Genomic DNA, 21373 nt, shown 5'->3' with positions numbered 1-21373 from the left:
TTTCCAGGGGATGCGGCACTGTAGCGCCCAGGCTGTCAGCGTCGCAGCAACATTGCGTACATGTGCACGCAGGTGTTGCCTGCGCTCGGCCTGCGCTGCAACTGTCGCCGAACACTCATGCGCGTGGTCGATCGCTGCGGCACGCCAGCGCGTCGAACGCTCAGTGCTCGGCACCGTTCAGAACGCGTTCCCAGCCACTGTGGCCCAGGCGTTCCAGCGTCTGGATATTGCGTTCGACAATGACGTCCGGGTCCGGGAACGCGGCCACTGCACGCTCCACGCTGTCTTCGCGCAGCAGGTGCAGGGTGGGGAAGGGCGAGCGGTTGGTGAAGTTGGCCACATCCCCCGGCGCAGCGCCGGCGAACTGGTAATCGGGGTGGAAGCTGGCCACCTGCAGCACGCCTTGCAGATCCAGCGCGCCCACTGCGGCATCGGCGTTGTCGAGGAAGTCGTTGTAGTCCAGGAAGTCGGTCAGTACGTCCGGATGCACGATCAGCGTGGTGTCGATCCGCTCGGCCGGGGTGTCGCGCAGCAGCACCAGTTCTTCGACCAGTTGCTCCAGCAGCGCTTCGGGCGTGCTGGCATCGCTGAGCACCAGGCGCACCTGTTCCTTGACGTAGACCGCCTTGGCGAACGGGCACAGGTTGAGCCCGATCACCGCGCGCTCGATCCAGCTGCGGGTGGCGGCCAGGGGGTCGGGCAGGGCGGGCGTGGTGGTCATCGTGGCGGCGGCGTGATGGCGCGCCAGTGTATGCGATCGCTGCCGGCAGGGCCGCCGATGCCACTGTTGCGGTGTTGCCGGTGACGCAACGCAGGGCGTCGGCTGCGCGGCAGCGCCGCTGCAGGGCGCACGGTCAGTTGCGGTGGTTGGCCGTGCCCGCGGCGTCGGTACACAGCTGCGTGCGCAGGAATTGCACCGATGCGTGCGCTACTTGCTCGGCCATCGGGGATTTGTGCGGCGAGCCGATGGCATGCGCGCCGCTGGCGAAGGCGATGGCCTGCTTGCGCGCTGGCGGCGTGCCCAGTGCGTCGAACATGCTCAGCATCGCCGGCACCGAGGAGATCGGGTCTTCGTCGCCGTTGGGCGCGCGGTAATAGCCCAGCATGACCGGGCAGCGCACCTGCGGCCACGGCGGAGAGGCTGCAAACAGGTCGAGCAGGCCACGCAGCGTGCGAAAGCCATCCGGGTGCAGGGTGTCCGACCAGAATGCCTGGACGGCCTCGTTGCGCGGGTAGGGGTCGGTCACCGGCGCCTGCGCCTCGCACAGCCGATCCAGCAAGCCGGCATTGACAGGCCGGATGCCGGGCGACCATGCCACCACCGCCGCCACCTGCGCGGGGCACTGTGCGGCCAGCCACAGCGCCAGCGTGCCACCCAGCGACGAGCCGACAATGGCCACGCGTTCCCCCATGCGCTGCGCCTGGCCGAGCGCCTGCAGCGCCGAGGCCTGCATCGCGGCCGGGGTGAGTCCGGCCAAGGCATCGGCGGCGTGTTGTCCATGTCCCGGCCAGCGGTGCACGTAGCCATTGGCGTCCAGCGCATCGGCCATCCGTTCGGGTAGCGCGCCGGCCTCGCCAGGGCTTGCGGAAAACCCATGCAGGTACAGCAACGCCAGGTCGCTGCGTACCGGCGCTGCGGTGCGCCAGTGACAGCGCGCCGCATTGCCTGGTTTCAGCCCTGGGCTAGCGTTTCCCGGCATGCTGGGCAAGCAGCGCGAGCAGTTCGTACGCGTTGATCGGCTTGGACAGATAGCCTGCCGCACCGATTGCCGCGGCCTTGCGCATCGAATCGCTGCGGGTGTCGGCGGTCAGCACGATGATCGGCGGCAACGTGCCGATCGCATCGCCTGCCTGTCCCAGCGCATCCCAGCCGGAGGTGCCCGGCATGTGCAGGTCGAGGAAGATGATGTCTGGCGCGGCGCGGGCGATGCGCTCCACCGCGTCGCTGCCATCGGCATGAAAGCTCACCCGGTGCCCTGCGCGGGTCAGCAGGTTGCCGATCACCAGGCGGTTGGTGTCCATGTCCTCGAACACCAGGCAGTGCAGCGGCGGTACCGTGCGTGCGTGCTCTGCCAGCGCATCGCGCAAATCGCGCGTGCGGCTGCTGTTGGCCGCAGCGGCCGGCAGCTCGAAGATCCAGCGGAAGATGCTGCCGCCGGCCGGGTTGTCGTTCACCGTCAAACTGCCGCCCATCGCATCGGATACCGACAAGGCGATGTACAGGCCAAGCCCGACACCGCCCTCGGCACGGCTGAAGCCGGTGCTGAGCTGGGTGAACGGGGTGAAGATGTAGGCCTTCCTGTCGTCGGGCACGCCGATGCCGGTATCGGTGACGGTCGCCTCGACCAGCCAGCGTTCGTCGGCCAGGGTTGCCTCGATCAACAGCTCCACTGCGCCGCCGGCCGGGGTGAACTTGATCGCATTGACCACCAGGTTGGTGATGACCTGTTCGATGCGGCCTTCGTCGCCCAGCAGGTAGGGCGTCTGCGCCGCCTGCATGCGCACGCTCAGCGATACCCCCTTGGTGGAGGCGGCGCTCGCGCAGACCGCTTTGACGGTGGTCAGCACGTCCAGCATGTTCAATGGCTTGCTCTGCAGTTGCAGGTGCCCGCCGTCGATGCCGGCCACGTCCAGGACTTCGTTGACGCGGTGGCGCAGGGCGGCGGCATTGACCGTCACCGCCTGAATCAGGTCGCGCTGTTCGGCCGACAGGGTATCGGTATCGATCAGCTGGGCGCAGTTGATGACGGCGTTCAACGGCGTGCGCAGCTCGTGGTTCATCGTGCTGATGAAGCGGCTCTGCGCATCGCGAGAAGCGAGCGCCTGCAAGGTCACTTCCTGCATGGCGATGACGATGCGCGACACCAGCAGCGGCAACACCAGGCTCAGCGCCACGGCGTAGACGAAATACGCCGGCCGCGACAGCCAGTAGCCCGCCGGTGCGGTCACCAGCATCAGCACGAAGGTACTGACCAGGACCGGGACGGTGGCGCGTTGCCCGTAGCGCGCCACCGCGGCGATGGTGATGAACGGCAGGAACGCATTCAACGACATCAACAGGATGAAGGCCAGCGAGGTCTGCAGACCGATGAACAGCAGGCTCATCGCAAAGCCCGCCGCATCCAGCCATTCTCCCTGCGGCACACGCTTGCGCCGCACCAGTACCATCCAGACCAATGCGATGATCCACAAGGTCACCGCGGTCGGGAACACCGCGTGCGCGTCCTTGACCAGCACCGGCTGCGGCCCGTACAGCCAGCCAAGACACCACAGCATCACCACGGTCTGCACGACCACGCGGCCGACGCAAGCGCGGTACTCCAGGAACGACTCCAGCAGCCGCACCAGCCGGTCGCTGCGCAATTGTCTGGCCGCAGGGATCAACCCAGGCGCTGCGCGGTGGGAAGGACTAGGCATGAGGCTTCGCGTCGTCGAGAGGAAGGCTGAGCCGGTACTGCCTGACCAGTAGACCGGCGGCAGTGGCTACCGCAGTGAAGCGGGGCACAAGCGCGTCACTCAAGGCGTCGTGCTCCACCTCGTCGCGCAGTTGGTCGCAGGCCTTGAGCAATTGCGGTGAGCCGGTCAGCGAGAGGGTGTTCTTCAGCGAGTGGATCTGTTCCAGCGCCTGCGCCTTGCTGGTGGTGGCATCGCCCAGCGTGCACTGTGCGATGGCGCGGTCGATCTCCGCCGCGAAGGCATCGGCGAAGGCGGCCGCCTCGCCCGGGTCCAGGCCGGCCATGCAGTGCAGCGTCGATCCGGTTGCAATCTGCGGCTGCGCGTTCGCCTGCTGCGTTGCTGCCGTGGTGCCCGGCGCACGCGCGTCTGCCTGCCGCACGGCGTGCAGACGTAGACGATGCAACAGGCTGGCGAGCAGGGCGCGCATTGCGGGCCGCTACACCCGCAGCCCGGTGCGCGGCATGCACGCAGCTGGCCGTGGCACCACCGGGTCGATCACCGCACACGCTGCCATCGCAGGATTGCACTCAATCGCGGAAGTTGTCGAACTGCAGCGGCAGCTCGAAATCGGCCTTCTTCAACAAGGCGATCGCATCCTGCAGGTCGTCGCGCTTCTTGCCGGTCACGCGCAGTTTATCGCCGTTGATCTGCGCTTCCACCTTGAGCTTGGCCTCCTTGAGCTTGGCCACCAGCTGCTTGGCCTGCTTCTGCTCGATGCCCTGCTTGACGGTGACCTTCTGCCGCGCGCCGGCAAGGTTGGTTTCCACCTCGCCGAACTCCAGACAGCGCACGTCGATGCCACGCGCCAGCAGCCGCGCGCGCAGGATGTCGGTCATCTGCTTGAGCTGGAAGTCGCTGGGAGCGGACTGGTTGATCGTCTTGCCGTCTTCCAGCGCGAACCTGGCCTCGACGCCCTTGAAGTCGAAACGCGTGTCCAGTTCACGATTGGCCTGGTCCACCGCATTGGTCAATTCGTGCTTGTCGACTTCGGACACGACGTCGAAGGAAGGCATGCAAGGCTCCTGTTATCTGGGGATGGCGGCCATTCTAGGCCATCGGGCCAGGCTGCTTGCATCCACGCATTGGCGGCGTTCGCTTTGCGGCGGCGATAATGGTCTTATGCCCACCACCCATTCTCCGCTTCCCGCCATCGCCTGGATGGTGGCCGCCGTGGCCTGCTTCTCGCTGATGGACGCGGGCATGAAGCTGCTGTCGGCGCATTATCCACCGCTGCAGGTGACCCTGCTGCGTGGCGCCGCCTCGTTGCCGTTCGTGCTGGTGTGGGTGCTGGCCACCGCCGGGCCGCGCTCCATCGTGCCGGTGCGCTGGGGGTTGCATCTGCTACGCGGGATGCTGGGCATGGTGATGATCGGCTGCTTCGTCTATGGGCTGAAGCGGATGCCGCTGTCCACCGCCTACACGCTGTATTTCGTGGCGCCCTTGCTGGTGGCGGCCTTGTCGGTGCCGCTGCTGGGCGAGCAGGTCGGGCCGCGCCGCTGGACCGCGATTGGCATCGGCCTGGTCGGTGTGATCGTGGTGCTGCGCCCGGGCGTGGACGGGCTGATCTCGCTGCCCGGCCTGATGGTGTTGCTGGCAGCCACGGCCTACGCGATAGCCGCGATCACGGTGAGCCTGTTGACCCGCACCGACACCCCGCAGGCGATGGTGGTGTGGTTTCTGCTGTTCATGGCGATCGGTGCCGGCTTGCTGGCCATTCCCGGATGGGTGCCGCTGCAGGGCAGCCACGGCTGGCTGATCGCCGGCATGGGCCTGGCGGGTGCGCTGGGCCAGATCGCGCTGACCCAGGCCTTCCTGCGCGGCGAGGCCTCGATGATCGCCCCGCTGGAGTACAGCGGCCTGGTCTGGGTGATCGGCTGGGACTGGCTGCTGTGGCAGACCCTGCCCGATGGCTGGACCTGGACCGGCGCCGGCATCATCGTCGCCAGCGGGCTGTATTTGCTGCGCCGGGAGCGCATCCGCAAGGCGGACAGGCCGTTGCCGCTTGAACGGCCGTGATTCGAGATTCGGCATTGGGGATTCGTCAAAGCAGGCTGCCTTTGCGAATCCCCAATCCCCAATCCCGACTCCCGGCAGCGAACATTGACTGGTAGGCTTCACGACCCCCCAACCGGCCACGCGCGGTGATCCAGTTTCAGCGCCTGCACAAGTCCTACTCCGTTGACGGTCGTCAGATCGTGGCGCTGCACCCGCTCGATCTGCGGATCGGTGCCGGGGAGGTGTTCGGCATCATCGGCCATTCCGGTGCCGGCAAGTCCACGCTGATCCGGCTCATCAATCGGCTCGAAGAGCCCAGCGGCGGGCGCCTGCTGATCGGAGAGGACGACGTCACCGCGTTGGACAGCCAGGGCCTGCGCGCGCTGCGCCGGCGCATTGGCATGATCTTCCAGCATTTCAACCTGCTGTCTTCGCGCACCGTGGCCGGCAACGTGGCCTTCCCGTTGGAGCTGGCCGGCACCGCGCGTGCGCAGATCGATGCGCGGGTGGCCGAACTGCTGGCCCGGGTCGGGCTGCAGGATCAGGCCAACAAGTATCCGGCGCAACTGTCCGGTGGGCAGAAGCAGCGCGTGGGCATCGCGCGCGCGCTGGCCACCCGGCCGCAGATCCTGTTGTGCGACGAGGCCACCAGCGCGCTGGACCCGCAGACCACCGCCTCGGTGCTGCAGCTGCTGGCGCAGATCAACCGCGAGCTGGGCCTGACCATCGTGCTGATTACCCACGAAATGGACGTGATCCGCCGCGTCTGCGACCGCGTGGCCGTGCTGGATGCCGGCAAGCTGGTGGAAACCGGCCCCGTCACCGAGGTCTTCCTGCACCCCAAGCACGCCACCACCCGGCGCTTCGTGTCCGAAGCCGAACATGTGGACGAAGCCGAACTGCATCGCGATTTCGCCGCCGTCGGCGGACGCATCGTGCGGCTGACCTTCCTGGGCAACGGCACCTACGAGCCGGTGCTGGGCCGCATCGCCCGCGAGACCGGGGTGGACTACAACATCCTGTCCGGGCGCGTGGACCGCATCAAGGACACCCCGTACGGCCAGCTCATCGTCGCCTTGACCGGTGGCGACCAGAACGCGGCGCTGGCCGGCTTCGTGGCGGCCGGCGTGCAGGTAGAGGATCTGCGCGCATGACGTCGATACTTGACGCCGCCGGCGGTTTCTTCCGCAACCTCGATGCCGCCAAGTGGGGCGACATCGGCCAGGCCACCCTGGACACCTTGCTGATGCTGGCCGGCGCGCTGCCGCTGACCTTGCTGATCGGCCTGCCGCTGGGCGTGGCGCTGTTCCTGTGCGGCGCTCCGCAGCTGCGCCGGCGCCCGCTGCTGTACGGCGCGCTGGCGCTGGCGATCAATCTGCTGCGCTCGGTGCCCTTCATCATCCTGATGATCGCGATGATTCCACTGACGCTGATGCTGATGGGCACCTCGCTCGGCGTGCGTGGCGCGATCCTGCCGCTGGTGGTGGGCGCCGCACCGTTCTATGCGCGGCTGGTGGAAACCGCGTTGCGCGAGGTCGATCGCGGCATCATCGAAGCCAGCCAGGCGATGGGCGCCACCACTGGCCAGTTGGTGCTGCGGGTGCTGCTGCCCGAAGCGCGGCCGGGCCTGATCGCCGGCGCCACCGTGACCACCATCGCGCTGATCGGCTTCACCGCCATGGGCGGGGCGATCGGCTCCGGCGGGCTGGGCGATGTGGCCTACCGCGAGGGCTATATGCGCTCGCACGCCGATGTCGCCTTGATCACCGTGATCGCGCTACTGGTGCTGGTGCAACTGCTGCAGATGCTGGGCGACCGGCTGGTGGCGCACTACAGCCGGCGCTGAGCCGGTTGTGGCGCAAGGCGCATTCGGCCGCGCAGCTGTTGCGCTGGCGGCAGCCGTCGCCTCCAGGCAGTGCCGCGTGCGGGTTCGGGCTGCGCCAACGGTGCGCGTAATGGCTCGGCCCTGGGCCGCTGGATCGCCGTGGCCGCGGTCTGCTAGCTTTGACGTCAGCGGCTTGCCGCACTCCTTTCCCCCACGGACCCCAACATGAGCACTCTTGCGTTTCGTTCCCTTCTGGCCGCCGCCACGCTGGCGCTGGCGTCCTGCGGCGGCAGCGCCGGTGGCAGCGGTGGCGACACCCTGACTGTCGCCGCCACCGCAGTGCCGCATGCCGAGATTCTGGAAGTGGTCGAACCGCTGCTGGCCAAGCAGGGCGTGAAGCTGGACGTGCGCGTGTTCAACGATTACGTGCAGCCCAACGACCAGGTCGTGCAGAAGCAGATCGACGTCAATTACTTCCAGACCGAGCCTTACCTGGATGCGTACAACCGCGACCGCAAGAGCCAGCTGGTGACCGTGGTCGGCGTGCACATCGAGCCGTTCGGTGCGTACTCGCGCCGTTTCAAGGCGCTGGCCGACCTGCCCACGGGTGCCGATGTGGTCATTCCTAACGATCCGAGCAACAACAGCCGCGCGCTGATCCTGCTCGACAAGGCCGGCATCATCAAGCTCAAGGACCCGAGCAACGCGCTGTCGACCCAGCGCGATATCGTCGACAACCCCAAGCAGCTGAAATTCCGCGAACTCGATTCGGCAATGCTGCCGCGCGTGCTGGACCAGGTGGACCTGGCGCTGATCAATACCAACTACGCGCTCGATGCCGGGCTCAATCCGACCCGCGATGCGCTGGCGATCGAAAGCAAGGACTCGCCATACGTGAACTTCCTGGTGGCGCGTGCCGACAACAAGGACGATGTCCGCGTGCAGAAGCTGGCCAAGGCGCTGACCAGCCCGGAGGTCAAGGCATTCATCCAACAGAAGTACAAGGGCGCGGTACTGCCGGCGTTCTGAGCGCGGCAATCGGGCCGTGCGGCGGCAGTGGCGTGGGCTTGGGCCACTGCCGGTGCGCCAGGTCCAGCGAAACAGCGTTCGGCGACTCCCACCGGCCGCTGTTCGCTCCGGGTTGCGCAGCGCTCGCCAGGCGTGCGCGGGCGGTGTGTGCGATAGCGCCAACACCTCACGATGACACCGGCGTAGTAGCGTTGCCTGCCTTCCTTCCGGCGATTGCGTCATGCCCCTGCTGCTCGCCATTCCACTGGCCGTGATCGTTGCCCTGGCCGTGTTCGCGGTGCTGTTCCCGTTGTCGTTGTTGCAGCGTTTCCGGATGGGAACCGCACGCCGTCAGGCGCGCGGTTGGTTGCTGATGGTCAATCTGGTCTCGGCCGGTCTGTCCAGCGTGGTGTTCGGCGTGTTCGCGCTGATCGCCGCCGCGTTCTGGCCCGGTGCACTCGGCCATGCCGCGTTCGGTTGGGCCTGCGGGCTGCTGCTGGGCGTGCTGGCCTTGCGCCTGACCCGCTTCGAGCGCACACCGCAAGGCCTGTTCTACCGCCCCAACCTGTGGCTGGTGCTGGGCCTGGCGGCGCTGCTGCTGGGACGGCTGCTTGCCGGTCTGGTACAGGGCTGGCGCAGCACCTGGCAGGGGGCGGTGTGGCCGGTCGATGGCTGGATGAGTCATGCCAGCCTGCTGGGCGCCGCGGGCGTGCTGCTTGGCTATGCGCTGGCCTATGCCAGCCTGCTCTGGTGGCGCTGGCGCACCGCACGTCTGCGCGGCAGCGTCTATTGGCGTTGAATCGCGCATGTGCCACCGCACCGATCGCCGATTACCCACCTGCTACGTGCGCCTCTCGCTATTTGCCGCCGGCTGTTACAAAAAACGGGCCTTGCGGCCCGTTTCTTGTACTCGGCGATGCGTGTGTGCGCTGGATCAGAAGCGCGCGCCGATACCGAAGCCAACGGTCCACGGATCCAGTTCCAGCTCGCTGCCGGTACCCTGGCCGCCCACGCGCAGTTCCGGGCGCGAACGCATGTAGCGGGCGTCGGCGCGTGCAAACCAGGTGGAGTTGATGTTCATGTCCACGCCCACGGTGCCGATCACGCCCTTGGCGGTGTCGATGCCGACATGCTGGCCATTGGGCGATGCGGCGTCGATCCGCTCGTTGCTGAAGTTCGACTCGTAGTAGCCCACGCCCACGAACGGACGGAACACATTGTCGGCCTGGCCGAAGTGGTACTGGCCGCTGATGGCGATCGGCTGCTGATCGACGGTGCCGATCTTGCCTACGGTGGCCGAGTTGACGCGATGATTGAACTTGTCGGCAGCGCCCCACAGTTCGATCGCCCAATTGTCGTTGATGTAGTAGCTGGCGCTCAGCGTGGGCGCCGGGCCACCGTCCACGTCCAGGCCCGGAGCCGGATTGTTCTTGGGGTTCAGCAGGGCCACGCCGCCGACCACAGCCCAATGCTTGCCGGAGGCGCTATCGGCAGTGGTGGAAGTCGAGGAGGTGTCGCCGGTATAGGTGGTGTCCTGCGCGAACGCGGACGGTGCAATCGCAAGTGCAGATACAGCAGCCAGGCTCAGGATGGAAATGGAACGCATGAGGGTCTCCTCGTCTTGTTGTTGGGCCCGTGGAGTGGGCCGCGCCAAAACTATTCCTGAAAATCTGAATCCACGCCCACCTGCGGCTCGCTAAAATTCCGTTTGTTCAGAAATTTCTCCGAGAAGGCCGTGGTTGCACGATGCAGGCTGAAAAACATATTCACGCAGATGCGATTGTCGTGACGAAAAACCACGCCCGCGACGGCCTGCCAGCGCACATTCGTCATGATTGCCGTGTACTGGTGCTGGGTTCGATGCCAGGCGTCGCATCGTTGGACGCAGGCCGGTACTACGCGCATCCACGCAATCGGTTCTGGCATTTGATGCATGCCTTATTGGGCATTGATGCGGCAGCAAGCTACCTATCGCGCCTGCAGGCGTTGAACGCACGCGGCGTCGGCCTGTGGGATGTGATTGGCCGCTGCGAACGTCACGGCAGTCTGGATTCGGCCATCGTCGCCGGCAGCATCGTGGTCAATCCGTTGCCCGCGCTGCTGGTCACGTTGCCGCAGCTACGCCTGGTGGCCTGCAATGGCGCAGCGGCGGCGCAGGCCTGGCGTCGGCATGTGCAACCGCTGCTGTCGGCCGACGCATGCGCGGTGCCGATGCTGGCCTTGCCGTCCACCAGCCCTGCCAATGCCGCCTGGTCCCTGCCACGCCTGTGTGCGGCGTGGCAGCCGGTGTGCGTTGCCGTGCAGGGCTGATGCCGCGCGCCTGCGGGTCCATCATTGCCAGTCGCAGCTGCCTGGCGTGCGCGAGAAGATCGACCTGCGTTTGCAGCAGAGCCTGCGCAAGCGCCAGCTCACCCCCATCGCTATCGATGACGACATCGGTGAACTGGTTGCCGGCGCACTGCCATCGTCCGCAGTGCAATCGTCGCAGACCGGAGAGGCCGCGCGGCTGCGCTCGCTCGATGGCCTGGCGCAGCGCAGCGAGCGCCTGGTGGAGCCGCAGGCACGCGCATTGCGGCCGCGCGCGCAGCAGCTGTGCAACCAGGTCGAGGTCCTCGATGCGCTGGACAATGCGCTGGCGTATCGTTTGCCATCGGACGCGTCGTTGCAGCTGTTGCAGGTGGATCCATGCACGTCGAAATGATCCTGCAATGCCGTGCGCAGACACTGCATTCCGCCGGCCAAGCGATCTTTTCATCGGCAATGGTTGGCGCTGTAGGCCGTGGCCGGCCACAATAGGGGTTTCCCCATCTGTTGCCGGAGTTCCCCCGTATGGCCGAAATCAAGGAAGCACGTGTCCCCGATATCGGTGACTACAGCGACGTCCCGGTAATCGAGGTGCTGGTGTCCGTCGGCGATACGGTCAGCAAGGATCAGAGCCTGGTCACGCTGGAATCGGACAAGGCCACCATGGAAGTGCCCTCGTCGGTGGCTGGCGTGGTCAAGGAACTCAAGGTCAAGGTCGGCGATTCGCTGTCGCAGGGCGCCCTGGTGGCATTGATCGAAGTGGCCGATGCCGGCGCCGACACTGCCGCCAAGCCAGCGCCTGCCGCTGCGCCGGCCAAGGCCGCGCCTGCTGCCGCCCCGGCGCCGGCCGCCAAGGCCGAACCGGCGACCGCCAAGCCCGCCGCCGCCGATGGTGGCCTGGTCGAGGCGCGTGTGCCGGATATCGGCGACTACACCGACATCCCGGTGATCGAAGTGCTGGTGGCCGTGGGCGATACCGTCGCCAAGGACCAGAGCCTGGTCACGCTGGAATCGGACAAGGCCACCATGGAAGTGCCGTCCTCGGCTGCCGGCGTGGTCAAGGAACTCAAGGTCAAGGTCGGCGACACCCTCTCGCAGGGCAATGTGGTGGCGATCATCGCCGCCAGCGATGGCGGTGCCGGCGCGGCGCAAGCGCCGGCCAAGGCCAGCACCGAGACCGCCGAAACCGCCGACAAGGTGGAGCCGGTCGCCGTGTCGGCCGAGCCGGACAAGCTGGCCCAGCGCGAGATCGCGCAGGTGCAGGGCGGTCGCTCGGGCGCCGCGACGCAGGGCGGCCAGCCGTCGGCCGGCAGCCCGAGCAGCCCACCGGTGACCTTCGATGCCGACAGCGTGCTGCCGTCCAAGGTGGCTTACGCCAGCCCGGTGGTGCGTGTGTTCGCGCGCGAGCTGGGCGTGGACCTGAATCAGCTCAAGGGCAGCGAAAAGGGTGGCCGCATCACCCGCGAAGACGTGCAGCGCTTTGTGAAGGCCGCACTCAGCGGCGGCGCGCCTGCCGCAGCAGGTGCTGCGCCGGCCGGTGGCGGCAATGGCCTGAACCTGCTGGCCTGGCCGAAGGTGGACTTCAGCAAGTTCGGCGAGACCGAAACCCAGCCGCTGTCGCGCATCAAGAAGATTTCCGGCGCCAACCTGGCGCGCAACTGGGCGATGATTCCGCACGTCACCCAGTTCGAATCGGCCGACATCACCGACCTGGAAGCGCTGCGCGTGGCGCTGAACAAGGAGAATGAGAAGGCCGGCATCAAGCTCACCATGCTCGCCTTCCTGGTCAAGACCAGCGCCGCGGCGTTGAAGCAGTTCCCAGAGTTCAACGCCTCGCTCGATGCGGCCGGCGAAAACCTCACCCTGAAGAAGTACATCAATATTGGCTTCGCCGCCGATACGCCGAATGGCCTGGTGGTGCCGGTGATCCGCGAGGTCGACAAGAAGGGCGTGCTGCAGATCGCCCGGGAAAGCGGCGAACTGGCCAAGAAGGCGCGCGACGGCAAGCTGGGCCCGGCCGACATGAGCGGCGGCTGTTTCTCGATCAGCTCGCTGGGCGGCATCGGCGGCACCGCGTTCACCCCGATCATCAATGCGCCGGAAGTGGCGATCCTGGGCGTGTCCAAGTCGGCGATGCAGCCGGTGTGGAACGGCAAGGAGTTCGCGCCCAAGTTGATGCTGCCGTTGTCGCTGAGCTATGACCACCGCGTCATCGACGGCGCACTGGCGGCCCGCTTCACCACCTACCTCAGCCAAGTGCTGGCCGACATGCGTCGCGTCCTGCTGTGAGGCGCGCGCTGCTGACCATCGCCGTGCTCGGCGTGCTGCCGTGGACCGGCGCGGTCGCCCGCGAGTGCAGCAGCACCCTGGGGCGCGGCTGGCCGCCGGCAGTGGGCAATTACGGCACCGCCGTCACCACGCTGTTCGATGGCGGCAGCAAACCCTCGCTGGCGTTGTTGACGCTGCCCGTGCGCGGCGTGGAGAGCGGTGTCTCGCTGCTGCCGGGCAAGGACGGTGCCGACTGGACCCTGCGGCATAGCCGTAGCGACGAGCGCGTCTACAGCTGGGTCAGCGAGGCGGGTCGCGGCAGCGTGCAGTTCCGCACCGAACAGACCCCGGAAACGGTCGAGATCCCGATCCCGGCCGCCCTGGCCAAGCGCCTGGTCAGCAACTGGACCAACGCCCTGACCCAACTGGCCCCCACTGGCCGCACCGCACCGGTCACCGAAGGCGAGGTGCTGTCGTTCCAGGTCGACGGCGTGCGCTACAGCGGCGCCCGCCCGAGCTGCGGCGCTGGCGAGTTGCTGCTGCAGCAGGCGGCGCTGCTGATCGACGCCAGCGAAGGCAAGGAAAACAAGCGCGACAAGCGCTGGACCCAAATCGAATCGTCGCTGGATGAACTCCAGCAGACGCTTGCCGGCACGGCCGGTTGAGCTACAGGAGAAGCAAATGGCGGTCATTGAAATCAAGGTTCCCGACATCGGCGATTACAGCGATGTCCCTGTCATCGAAGTGCTGGTCGCCGTGGGCGACAGCGTGGCCAAGGACCAGGGCCTGGTGACACTGGAGTCGGACAAGGCCACGCTGGAAGTGCCGTCCTCGGCGGCCGGCGTGGTCAAGGAACTCAAGGTCAAGATGGGCGACACCCTGTCCGAAGGGGCGGTGGTGCTGCTGCTGGAAACCGAAGGCGAGGCCGCCGCGCCTGCGCCTGCGAACGCCGAGACCAAGGCCGCTGCGCCTGCTGCGGCTCCCGCGGCCGCCGCACCCGGCAGCAAGCCGCCGGTGACACCGTCGCATCGTGCCCCGGCCGAACCGGCTGCGCCCAAGCCGGCGCTGGCCAGCGGCAAGACCGCCGATATCGACTGCAAGGTGGTGGTGCTCGGCGCCGGCCCCGGCGGCTACACCGCCGCCTTCCGCGCCGCCGACCTGGGCCTGGAAACGGTGTTGATCGAGCGCTATGCCAGCCTGGGCGGTGTCTGCCTCAACGTGGGCTGCATCCCGTCCAAGGCGCTGCTGCATGCCGCTGCGGTGATCGATGAAGTGGCCCATGCCGGCGACTTCGGCGTGGACTTCGGCCAGCCCAGGATCACCCTGGACAAGTTGCGCGAGTACAAGGAAAAGGTGGTCGGCAAGCTCACCGGCGGGCTGGCCAGCATGGCCAAGCAGCGCAAGGTGCGCACCGTCACCGGCGTGGCAACGTTCGTTTCGCCCAACGAGCTGGAGATCGTCGGCGACGACGGCAAGACGCAGTTGCTGCGCTTCGAGCACTGCATCATCGCGGCCGGCTCGCAGGCGGTGAAGCTGCCCAACTTCCCGTGGGACGACAAGCGCGTAATGGACTCCACCGACGCGCTGGAATTGCACGACATCCCCAAGACCCTGCTGGTGGTCGGCGGCGGCATCATCGGGCTGGAAATGGCCACGGTGTACAGCGCGCTGGGCAGCAAGGTCACCGTGGTCGAGTTCATGGACCAGCTGATGCCGGGCGCCGACAAGGACCTGGTCAAGCCGCTGGCCGATCGCTTGAAGAAGCAGGGCGTCGAGGTCCATCTCAAGACCAAGGCCACCGACGTCAAGGCCGACAAGAAGGGCATCACCGTTGGCTTCGAAGCGGCCGCCGAGGGCGAGAAGCCGGGGTTGGATGCGACCACCTATGATCGCGTGCTGGTCGCGGTGGGCCGTTCGCCCAATGGTAAGAAGATCGGCGCGGACAAGGCCGGCGTCACGGTCACCGAGCGTGGCTTCATTCCGGTGGACCGGCAGATGCGCACCAACGTGCCGCACATCTTCGCCATCGGCGACATCGTCGGTAACCCGATGCTGGCGCACAAGGCCACCCACGAAGGCAAGCTGGCTGCCGAAGTGGCTGCCGGCGAGAAAAAAGAGTGGGTGGCACGGGTGATTCCGTCGGTGGCGTACACCAACCCGGAAATCGCCTGGGTGGGCGTCACCGAGACCGAGGCCAAGGCCAAGGGCCTGAAGGTCGGCGTGGCCAAGTTCCCGTGGGCCGCCAGCGGCCGCGCGATCGGCATCGGCCGCACCGAAGGCTTCACCAAGCTGATCTTCGACGAAGACACCCACCGCATCATCGGTGGCGCCATCGTCGGCGTGCATGCCGGCGACCTGCTGGCCGAGATCGGCCTGGCCATCGAGATGGGCGCCGAAGCCGAAGACATCGGCCACACCATCCACGCCCATCCGACCCTGAGCGAGTCGGTCGGCATGGCGGCCGAAGTCTACGACGGCACCATCACCGACCTGTACATCCCCAAGAAGAAATAAGCGCCCGCGCTTGGTCTTCCACGACGCCCCGCCATGTGCGGGGCGTCGTGGTATTGGAATGCTGCGAAGTGGTTCACCCGGTGCGCCAGGCAGGGCAGTGCTTGGCATCGTTCCCTATGGCTGCGCCCAGAACGCAAGAGGCCCGCAAAACGCGGGCCTCTCGGGTACGAGGGTGGAGCAGATCAGAACGCGAGCGTCACGCCGGCCACCGGGCCCTTGAATTCCTGCTTCAGGCCGATCAAGCCATCGCGGCCCCTGCGATCGACATCGAGCTTGAACCAGTCATATCCGGCGAACAGGCCGAAGTTCTTGGTGAAGCGGTACTCGGCGATGGCGTTGGCTCGGCTCAGGTCGCCATCGTAGTCGCGAAAGCTTCCCCAGCTGGTGTTGAGGTACTGGCCTTGCACATTGAACAGCCAGTGTTCGCTGGGGCGCGCGGTGAAGCGGATGCCGACCACCGGTGCGGCGCCATCGGCGCTTTCGTTCAGCACCTCGCCTTCGAACACGCTGCCCAGGTCGGCATAGGCATTGGCCTCGACCTTGGCGTATTCCGCACCGAGCTGCAGGCCCAGGCTGAATTCCGGCGAATCGATCACCGAGTAGTCGTACACCAGGCTGGCGACCTGGTACTTCAGCTCACCCTTGATGAAGCTACCGGACGGCACGCTGACGCCAGCGGCGCTGAGGTCCTGCGTCAGCGTCTCGCGGCGATCCTTGTCGTACTTGAAGTAGTCGAAGATCAGGCGCTGGCGGGTGCTGATACGGAACACGCCATCCACGCGCGGCTCCCACTCCTTGCCGCCCAGTTCGAAATCTTCGTTGACCGAGACATTGTTCCCGGCCAGCAGCGTATTGCCGCGCAGGGTGTTGTCGTTGTCGATATTCATCGCACCCAGGCGAAGCTGGAAGCGGTCGTCGGTATCTTCGGCGTGGGCAGGCGCGGCGTAGGCGGCGGCCAGCACGCACGGGATCGCCAGTGCGAGGAGGTGTTTCATGGGAGCTCCGATTGCTTGGATGGTCAGGCCGTTGGGCCAGTGGCGCGCACTATCGGTAGCGCGGCGTCTTTCAAAAGTGAAGGACGCGTCGCATATCCGTGAAGGCGGACATAGCAATCGGACAAAACGGTCCGGATCGGCAAGGGGCGCAGGCGTCGCGCGCAGTAGCCGGTGTCAGCGATCGATTTGGCGGCAGGCGCAAACTGTGCGGTAACGCATGCTCTGTAGTACGGAACGTAGTGCCAATTGCGCAGGGATCCAGCTGCCGCACGCAAGCTTCGCCGCCCGTGGCAGCGCCGGCAGGCAAAGGATCCGGGATTGGACCGTCGATGGGAGAGTGACAGGCGTGGCAGCGGCCTGCAAAAGCAGGAGCCCGGGTCTCCCGGGGCTCCCGGACGCAGCCTGCGGTGCGACCTTTCGACGAGGATGTGCAGGCCTCGCCATCTGTGACCGCCGATGTGTGGCAAAGTTCCATCCGCCGTCGCGGGGTGACGCAGCGCGACATGCCATGTCGTGCTGCGTCGCGCGCGTGACCTCTGCCGGTTGTCTCGCAATTTGTCCCATTGCTATACTCTCGCGGCTCGACGAGGCGCAGCTGCGCTTCCCACCCATTCATACGCAAGGTAACCGTAGTGCTGAACTCCGTTGAGGCGGGTCGGCGGTTGATGCTGCGCGCTGCGGTATATCCGCTTGCTGCTGTAGCTATAACCAGTCTGGGGTTGCTGCTGGTTGGTCCCCGGTACGCTGCCGGGGTGGCATTGACCGGGTTGGCGACGGTGCTGGGCGGTTGGGTGGCGGCACGCACCGCGCTTGGAGGCGGTATCCAGGCGGCCGGCATTGCCATGGTCCGGCTGATCCTGGCCATGGTGGTGAAGTGGGTGTTGGTTTTCGTGGCGCTGGCGCTGGGCTTCGGCTTGTGGCGGCTGCCTCCTCTGGCCCTGTTGGCGGGTATCGCCATCGGGCTGATTTTTCAGGTTCTGGCTCTGGCCAGGCGTTGATCCGAACTAAAAAGGCTACGTACACATGGCGGGCGAGGCAGCGACACCTACCTCCTATATCCAGCACCACCTGCAGAACCTGGTCTACCCGGTTCGCGAGGGTGGCGGTACGTTCTGGACCATCCATCTCGACACCCTGGTCATGGCCGTGTTGATGGGCCTGGTCATGGTGGTCGCGTTCTGGCTGGCCACCCGCAAGGCCACCGCCGGCGTGCCGGGCAAGTGGCAGGCGTTCGTGGAGATCTGCCTGGAGTTCGTGGATCGTCAGGCCAAGGACACCTACCACGGCAGCAGCAAGCTGGTGACGCCGATCGCGATCACGATCTTCTTCTGGATCCTGTTGATGAACCTCATCAAGATGATTCCGGCCGATTTCATTGCCATCCCGTTGGGCTGGGCAGGCATCCACGCCTGGAAGCCGGTGCCCACCGCCGACGTCAATGCCACCTTGGGCATGTCGATCAGCGTGTTCTTCCTGATGATCGCCTTCTCGCTGCGCTCCAAGGGCGTGGGCGGCATGACCAAGGAATTCCTGACGGCGCCGTTCGGCAAGTGGATGATGCCGTTCAACCTGCTCCTGAACATCGTCGAGTGGCTGAGCAAGCCGATTTCGCTGGCGATGCGACTGTTCGGCAACATGTTCGGCGGCGAGATCGTCTTCCTGCTGATCTGGGTGCTGGGCGGTGCGGGCATCGCCGGCATGGTCGCTGGCGGCGTATTCGGCCTCGGCTGGATGCTGTTCCACCTGCTGGTGATTCCGCTGCAGGCCTTCATTTTCATGATGCTGTCGATCGTGTATCTGAGCCTGGCCGAAGACAGTCACTGAGTTTGCGTCACCCTGCATCTGCTTCATTCCGCTTCATCCATCACCCTTAGAAACTTTCGTTCGGAGATCACCATGTACCTCGCCGTCCTGACCAACCTCGCTCAAGTCCAGAGCTCCACCGTCCTCGCCGTCGGCATCATGATCGGCCTGGCCGCGCTGGGTGCCGGCCTCGGTCTGGCCATCATGGCTGGCAAGTTCCTGGAATCGGCCGCGCGCCAGCCGGAACTGATCCCGGTGCTGCAGGTGCGTATGTTCATCACCGCCGGCCTGATCGACGCCGCGTTCATCATCAGCGTCGCCGTCGGCTTGCTGTTCGCCTTCGCCAACCCGCTGGCCCAGGTGTTCATCGAGCGTCTGTCGCAGGCTGCCGGCTGATCCAGCGGTAGCAGGATGTGGAGGCAACCGTTGTGGTTGCCTTCGCGGATGAAGGTCGGAAAGCGTCGCCATTGCGGCGGCGTTTTCACCCCTAAACAGCGATTGAGCGACCCATGGATATCACCCTTACCATCTTTGCCCAGGCGCTGGCCTTCGCCGGTCTGATCTGGATCGTCGCGACCAAGATCTGGCCGCCGCTGCTGCAGGCGATCGAAGAGCGTCAGCAAAAGATCGCCGAAGGTCTGGCGGCTGCCGATCGGAGTCAGAAGGATCTGGCGCAGGCGCAGGAAAAGGTCAACGAAGCATTGAAGGACGCACGCACCAAGGCCAACGAGATCATCGATCAGGCCCACGCGCGCGCCAACCAGATCATCGAAGCGGCCAAGCTGGAGGCCATTGCCGAAGCCAACCGTCAAAAGGATCTGGCCCAGACCGAAATCGACGCATCTGCCACCCGTGCCCGCGAAGAACTGCGCAAGCAGGTCTCGGTGCTGGCGGTCAGCGGCGCCGAGAAGCTGCTCAAGCGCGAAATCGATGCCAACGCCCACAAGGCGCTGCTCGACGAGCTGGCGGCGGAGATTTAAGCGATGAGTCAGGCCCTCACACTTGCCCGTCCCTACGGCCGTGCCGCGTTTGCGATCGCGCGTGAGGGCGGCAGTTTCGCGCCCTGGTCCGCTGCGCTGGCGTTCTCGGCGCAGGTGGCCGGCGATGCGCGCGTGGCCGCGCTGCTGCTCAACCCGGCCTTGGGCCAGGAACAGGCAGTGACGTTGCTGGCACCGCCGCAGGCGGGCGATGACTATCTGCGTTTCCTCGGCGTGCTGGCCGAAGCGCAGCGGCTGGCGCTGCTGCCGGAAGTGGCAGGCTTGTACGAACAACTGCGTGCCGATGCCGAACATGTTGTCAAAGCCACCGTGACCTCGGCCGCTGCAATGAGCCAGGCCGAGCTGGATACGATCGCCGCTGCGCTGAAGAAGCGCTTCGGCCGCGAAGTGGACATCACCACGGCGGTGGATGCTTCGCTGATCGGCGGCGCGGTGATCGACACCGGCGAGGTGGTCATCGACGGCTCGCTGAAGGGCAAGCTTGCACGTCTGCAAAGCTCGCTCGCCCACTGAATTCACATAAACGCATGGCCCCTGCGGCCGGCACCTAGGACTGAACGATGGCAACCACGCTCAACCCCTCCGAAATCAGCGACCTGATCAAGACCCGCATCGAGGCGGTCAAGCTGTCCGCAGAGTCGCGCAACGAAGGCTCCGTGACCAGCGTGTCCGACGGCATCGTGCGCATCTTCGGCCTGGCCGACGTGATGCAGGGCGAAATGATCGAACTGCCGAACAACACCTTCGCGCTCGCACTGAACCTGGAGCGCGATTCGGTCGGCGCCGTGGTGCTGGGCGATTACGAAAACCTGCGCGAAGGCGACGTGGCCAAGACCACCGGCCGCATCCTGGAAGTGCCGGTGGGTCCGGAGTTGCTCGGCCGCGTGGTCAACGCGCTGGGCGAGCCGATCGACGGCAAGGGCCCGCTGGGCGCCACCCAGACCGCACCGGTGGAGCGTGTTGCCCCGGGCGTGATCTGGCGCAAGTCGGTCGACCAGCCGGTGCAGACCGGTTACAAGTCGGTCGATGCGATGATCCCGATCGGCCGTGGCCAGCGCGAGCTGGTCATCGGTGACCGTCAGACCGGCAAGACCGCGCTGGCGATCGATGCGGTGATCAACCAGAAGGGCACCGGCATTAAGTGCGTGTACGTGGCGATCGGCCAGAAGGCCTCGACCGTTGCCAACATCGTGCGCAAGCTCGAAGAGAACGGCGCGCTGGCGCACACCGTGGTGGTGGCGGCAACCGCGTCCGAGTCGGCCGCGATGCAGTACATCAGCCCGTACGCCGGCTGCACCATGGGCGAATACTTCATGGACCGCGGCGAAGACGCGCTGATCGTGTACGACGATCTGTCCAAGCAGGCCGTGGCCTACCGCCAGATCTCGCTGCTGCTCAAGCGTCCGCCGGGCCGCGAAGCCTATCCGGGCGACGTGTTCTACCTGCACTCCCGCCTGCTGGAGCGCGCCGCGCGCGTGTCCGAGGAATATGTGGAGAAGTTCACCAACGGTGCGGTGACCGGCAAGACCGGCTCGCTGACCGCGCTGCCGATCATCGAAACGCAGGCCGGCGACGTGTCCGCGTTCGTGCCGACCAACGTGATCTCGATCACCGACGGCCAGATCTTCCTGGAAACCGACCTGTTCAACGCCGGTATCCGTCCGGCCGTCAACGCCGGTATCTCGGTGTCGCGCGTCGGTGGTGCGGCCCAGACCAAGATCATCAAGAAGCTGTCCGGCGGTATCCGTATCTCGCTGGCGCAGTACCGCGAGCTGGCAGCATTCGCGCAGTTCGCCTCGGACCTGGACGAAGCCACCCGCAAGCAGCTCGAGCGCGGTCAGCGCGTCACCGAGCTGATGAAGCAGAAGCAGTACGCACCGATGTCCATCGCCAACCAGGCGCTGTCGATTTACGCCGTCAACGAGGGTTACCTCGACGAGGTGCCGGTCAACAAGCTGCTGGCGTTCGAAGAAGGCCTGCACGCGCACTTCGCCAACACCCAGGGCGAGTTGGTCTCCAGGATCAACAGCACCGGCGGTTGGGACAACGACATCGAAGCCGCGTTCAAGAAGGGCATCGCAGAGTTCAAGACCACGGGCACCTGGTAAAGAAGCCGGGATTCGAGATTGGGCATTCGGGATTCGTAAAGGCGGTGATCTGAGGGCTTGAACGCTCCTGGTCACCACTCCGGATCTTCAGATTCAGGT

At 66.0% G+C, this 21373-nt stretch carries 23 protein-coding genes and 1 pseudogene; 16 read left to right on the top strand and 8 right to left on the bottom strand.

All coding sequences use genetic code 11. The features are described 5' to 3' along the window. Positions 1-160: 160 nt before the first annotated feature. The 5 genes from ACCQ13_RS17845 to ACCQ13_RS17825 form a co-directional block, all read right to left on the bottom strand. On the bottom strand, positions 161-721 hold the full coding sequence (locus tag ACCQ13_RS17845; protein ID WP_104602863.1) for a DUF1415 domain-containing protein: 561 nt from the start codon (positions 719-721) through the stop codon (positions 161-163). Positions 722-854: 133 nt separating this feature from the next. Then, on the bottom strand, positions 855-1700 hold the full coding sequence (locus tag ACCQ13_RS17840; protein ID WP_159407686.1) for an alpha/beta hydrolase: 846 nt from the start codon (positions 1698-1700) through the stop codon (positions 855-857). Further along, on the bottom strand, positions 1684-3417 hold the full coding sequence (locus tag ACCQ13_RS17835) for an ATP-binding response regulator (protein ID WP_159407685.1): 1734 nt from the start codon (positions 3415-3417) through the stop codon (positions 1684-1686). The genes ACCQ13_RS17840 and ACCQ13_RS17835 overlap by 17 nt, the downstream gene beginning before the upstream one ends. After that, on the bottom strand, positions 3410-3883 hold the full coding sequence (locus tag ACCQ13_RS17830; RefSeq protein WP_159407684.1) for a hypothetical protein: 474 nt from the start codon (positions 3881-3883) through the stop codon (positions 3410-3412). The genes ACCQ13_RS17835 and ACCQ13_RS17830 overlap by 8 nt, the downstream gene beginning before the upstream one ends. 100 nt (positions 3884-3983) lie before the next feature. Next, on the bottom strand, positions 3984-4469 hold the full coding sequence (locus ACCQ13_RS17825) for a YajQ family cyclic di-GMP-binding protein (protein WP_159407683.1): 486 nt from the start codon (positions 4467-4469) through the stop codon (positions 3984-3986). Positions 4470-4575: 106 nt separating this feature from the next. Here ACCQ13_RS17825 and ACCQ13_RS17820 point away from each other — a divergent pair, with 106 nt between their 5' ends. The 5 genes from ACCQ13_RS17820 to ACCQ13_RS17800 all read left to right on the top strand — a co-directional run bounded on the left by ACCQ13_RS17820 (position 4576) and on the right by ACCQ13_RS17800 (position 9083). After that, the gene (locus ACCQ13_RS17820) at positions 4576-5472 is read left to right on the top strand and encodes a DMT family transporter (RefSeq protein WP_104602868.1); all 897 of its coding nucleotides are present in this window, start codon (positions 4576-4578) and stop codon (positions 5470-5472) included. A 125-nt stretch (positions 5473-5597) separates the two neighbouring features. Next, positions 5598-6605 (top strand): methionine ABC transporter ATP-binding protein, encoded by a 1008-nt coding sequence (locus tag ACCQ13_RS17815; RefSeq protein ID WP_159407682.1) that lies wholly within the window; start codon positions 5598-5600, stop codon positions 6603-6605. Further along, entirely contained in the window at positions 6602-7297 is a 696-nt protein-coding gene (locus tag ACCQ13_RS17810) for a methionine ABC transporter permease (RefSeq protein WP_372372314.1), read from the top strand. The genes ACCQ13_RS17815 and ACCQ13_RS17810 overlap by 4 nt, the downstream gene beginning before the upstream one ends. Positions 7298-7501: 204 nt before the next feature. Then, positions 7502-8305, top strand: a complete 804-nt coding sequence (locus ACCQ13_RS17805; protein WP_159407681.1) for a MetQ/NlpA family ABC transporter substrate-binding protein — start codon at positions 7502-7504, stop codon at positions 8303-8305. A gap of 220 nt (positions 8306-8525) precedes the next feature. Continuing rightward, complete coding sequence (locus ACCQ13_RS17800; protein WP_159407680.1) at positions 8526-9083, top strand: CcdC protein domain-containing protein; 558 nt, start codon at positions 8526-8528, stop codon at positions 9081-9083. A gap of 135 nt (positions 9084-9218) precedes the next feature. Here ACCQ13_RS17800 and ACCQ13_RS17795 read toward each other — a convergent pair whose 3' ends face one another. Together ACCQ13_RS17795 and ACCQ13_RS17790 are read right to left on the bottom strand one after the other, a co-directional pair. Next, positions 9219-9890, bottom strand: coding sequence for an OmpW/AlkL family protein (locus ACCQ13_RS17795; RefSeq protein WP_159407679.1), 672 nt, complete (start codon positions 9888-9890; stop codon positions 9219-9221). A 50-nt stretch (positions 9891-9940) separates the two neighbouring features. Continuing rightward, positions 9941-10117 carry a hypothetical protein gene (locus ACCQ13_RS17790; RefSeq protein WP_274392116.1) on the bottom strand — a complete coding sequence of 59 codons (177 nt, stop codon included), beginning with the start codon at positions 10115-10117 and terminating at the stop codon, positions 9941-9943. On the opposite strand from ACCQ13_RS17790, the gene ACCQ13_RS17785 reads away from it, so the two are divergent. The 5 genes and pseudogenes from ACCQ13_RS17785 to lpdA all read left to right on the top strand — a co-directional run bounded on the left by ACCQ13_RS17785 (position 10031) and on the right by lpdA (position 15370). Next, a complete protein-coding gene (locus tag ACCQ13_RS17785) occupies positions 10031-10594 on the top strand; it encodes a DNA-deoxyinosine glycosylase (RefSeq protein ID WP_159407678.1) in 564 nt (187 codons plus the stop codon). The genes ACCQ13_RS17790 and ACCQ13_RS17785 overlap by 87 nt on opposite strands. A gap of 28 nt (positions 10595-10622) precedes the next feature. Continuing rightward, a pseudogene (locus tag ACCQ13_RS17780) lies at positions 10623-10985 on the top strand (DUF2884 family protein); the annotation flags it as partial. Positions 10986-11113: 128 nt separating this feature from the next. Beyond that, entirely contained in the window at positions 11114-12877 is a 1764-nt protein-coding gene (aceF, locus tag ACCQ13_RS17775) for a dihydrolipoyllysine-residue acetyltransferase (RefSeq protein WP_159407676.1), read from the top strand. Then, positions 12874-13521, top strand: a complete 648-nt coding sequence (locus ACCQ13_RS17770; RefSeq protein WP_104602877.1) for a hypothetical protein — start codon at positions 12874-12876, stop codon at positions 13519-13521. The genes aceF and ACCQ13_RS17770 overlap by 4 nt, the downstream gene beginning before the upstream one ends. A 16-nt stretch (positions 13522-13537) precedes the next feature. After that, positions 13538-15370, top strand: a complete 1833-nt coding sequence (gene lpdA, locus ACCQ13_RS17765) for a dihydrolipoyl dehydrogenase (RefSeq protein WP_159407675.1) — start codon at positions 13538-13540, stop codon at positions 15368-15370. Positions 15371-15552: 182 nt separating this feature from the next. Here lpdA and ACCQ13_RS17760 read toward each other — a convergent pair whose 3' ends face one another. Further along, the gene (locus ACCQ13_RS17760) at positions 15553-16365 is read right to left on the bottom strand and encodes a hypothetical protein (RefSeq protein ID WP_167526959.1); all 813 of its coding nucleotides are present in this window, start codon (positions 16363-16365) and stop codon (positions 15553-15555) included. A 632-nt stretch (positions 16366-16997) separates the two neighbouring features. On the opposite strand from ACCQ13_RS17760, the gene ACCQ13_RS17755 reads away from it, so the two are divergent. From ACCQ13_RS17755 to atpA, 6 genes are all read left to right on the top strand, one after another. Beyond that, positions 16998-17363, top strand: a complete 366-nt coding sequence (locus tag ACCQ13_RS17755) for a hypothetical protein (RefSeq protein ID WP_104602879.1) — start codon at positions 16998-17000, stop codon at positions 17361-17363. A gap of 25 nt (positions 17364-17388) precedes the next feature. Further along, complete coding sequence (gene atpB, locus ACCQ13_RS17750) at positions 17389-18189, top strand: F0F1 ATP synthase subunit A (RefSeq protein ID WP_104602880.1); 801 nt, start codon at positions 17389-17391, stop codon at positions 18187-18189. Positions 18190-18261: 72 nt separating this feature from the next. Then, positions 18262-18564, top strand: coding sequence for a F0F1 ATP synthase subunit C (gene atpE, locus ACCQ13_RS17745; protein WP_002814105.1), 303 nt, complete (start codon positions 18262-18264; stop codon positions 18562-18564). Between the two features lie 113 nt (positions 18565-18677). After that, entirely contained in the window at positions 18678-19148 is a 471-nt protein-coding gene (locus ACCQ13_RS17740; protein ID WP_003483999.1) for a F0F1 ATP synthase subunit B, read from the top strand. 3 nt (positions 19149-19151) lie between these two features. Next, the gene (locus ACCQ13_RS17735; protein WP_159407674.1) at positions 19152-19679 is read left to right on the top strand and encodes a F0F1 ATP synthase subunit delta; all 528 of its coding nucleotides are present in this window, start codon (positions 19152-19154) and stop codon (positions 19677-19679) included. Positions 19680-19726: 47 nt separating this feature from the next. Beyond that, the gene (atpA, locus tag ACCQ13_RS17730; RefSeq protein WP_159407673.1) at positions 19727-21274 is read left to right on the top strand and encodes a F0F1 ATP synthase subunit alpha; all 1548 of its coding nucleotides are present in this window, start codon (positions 19727-19729) and stop codon (positions 21272-21274) included. Positions 21275-21373 lie beyond the last annotated feature (99 nt).

It is taken from the genome of Xanthomonas sp. NCPPB 1638, assembly GCF_041475635.2.
Classification (GTDB): Bacteria; Pseudomonadota; Gammaproteobacteria; order Xanthomonadales; family Xanthomonadaceae; genus Xanthomonas; species Xanthomonas cucurbitae.
The sequence above is the reverse complement of the archived record's forward strand: the minus strand, read 5'-3'. Positions and strand labels throughout refer to the sequence as shown.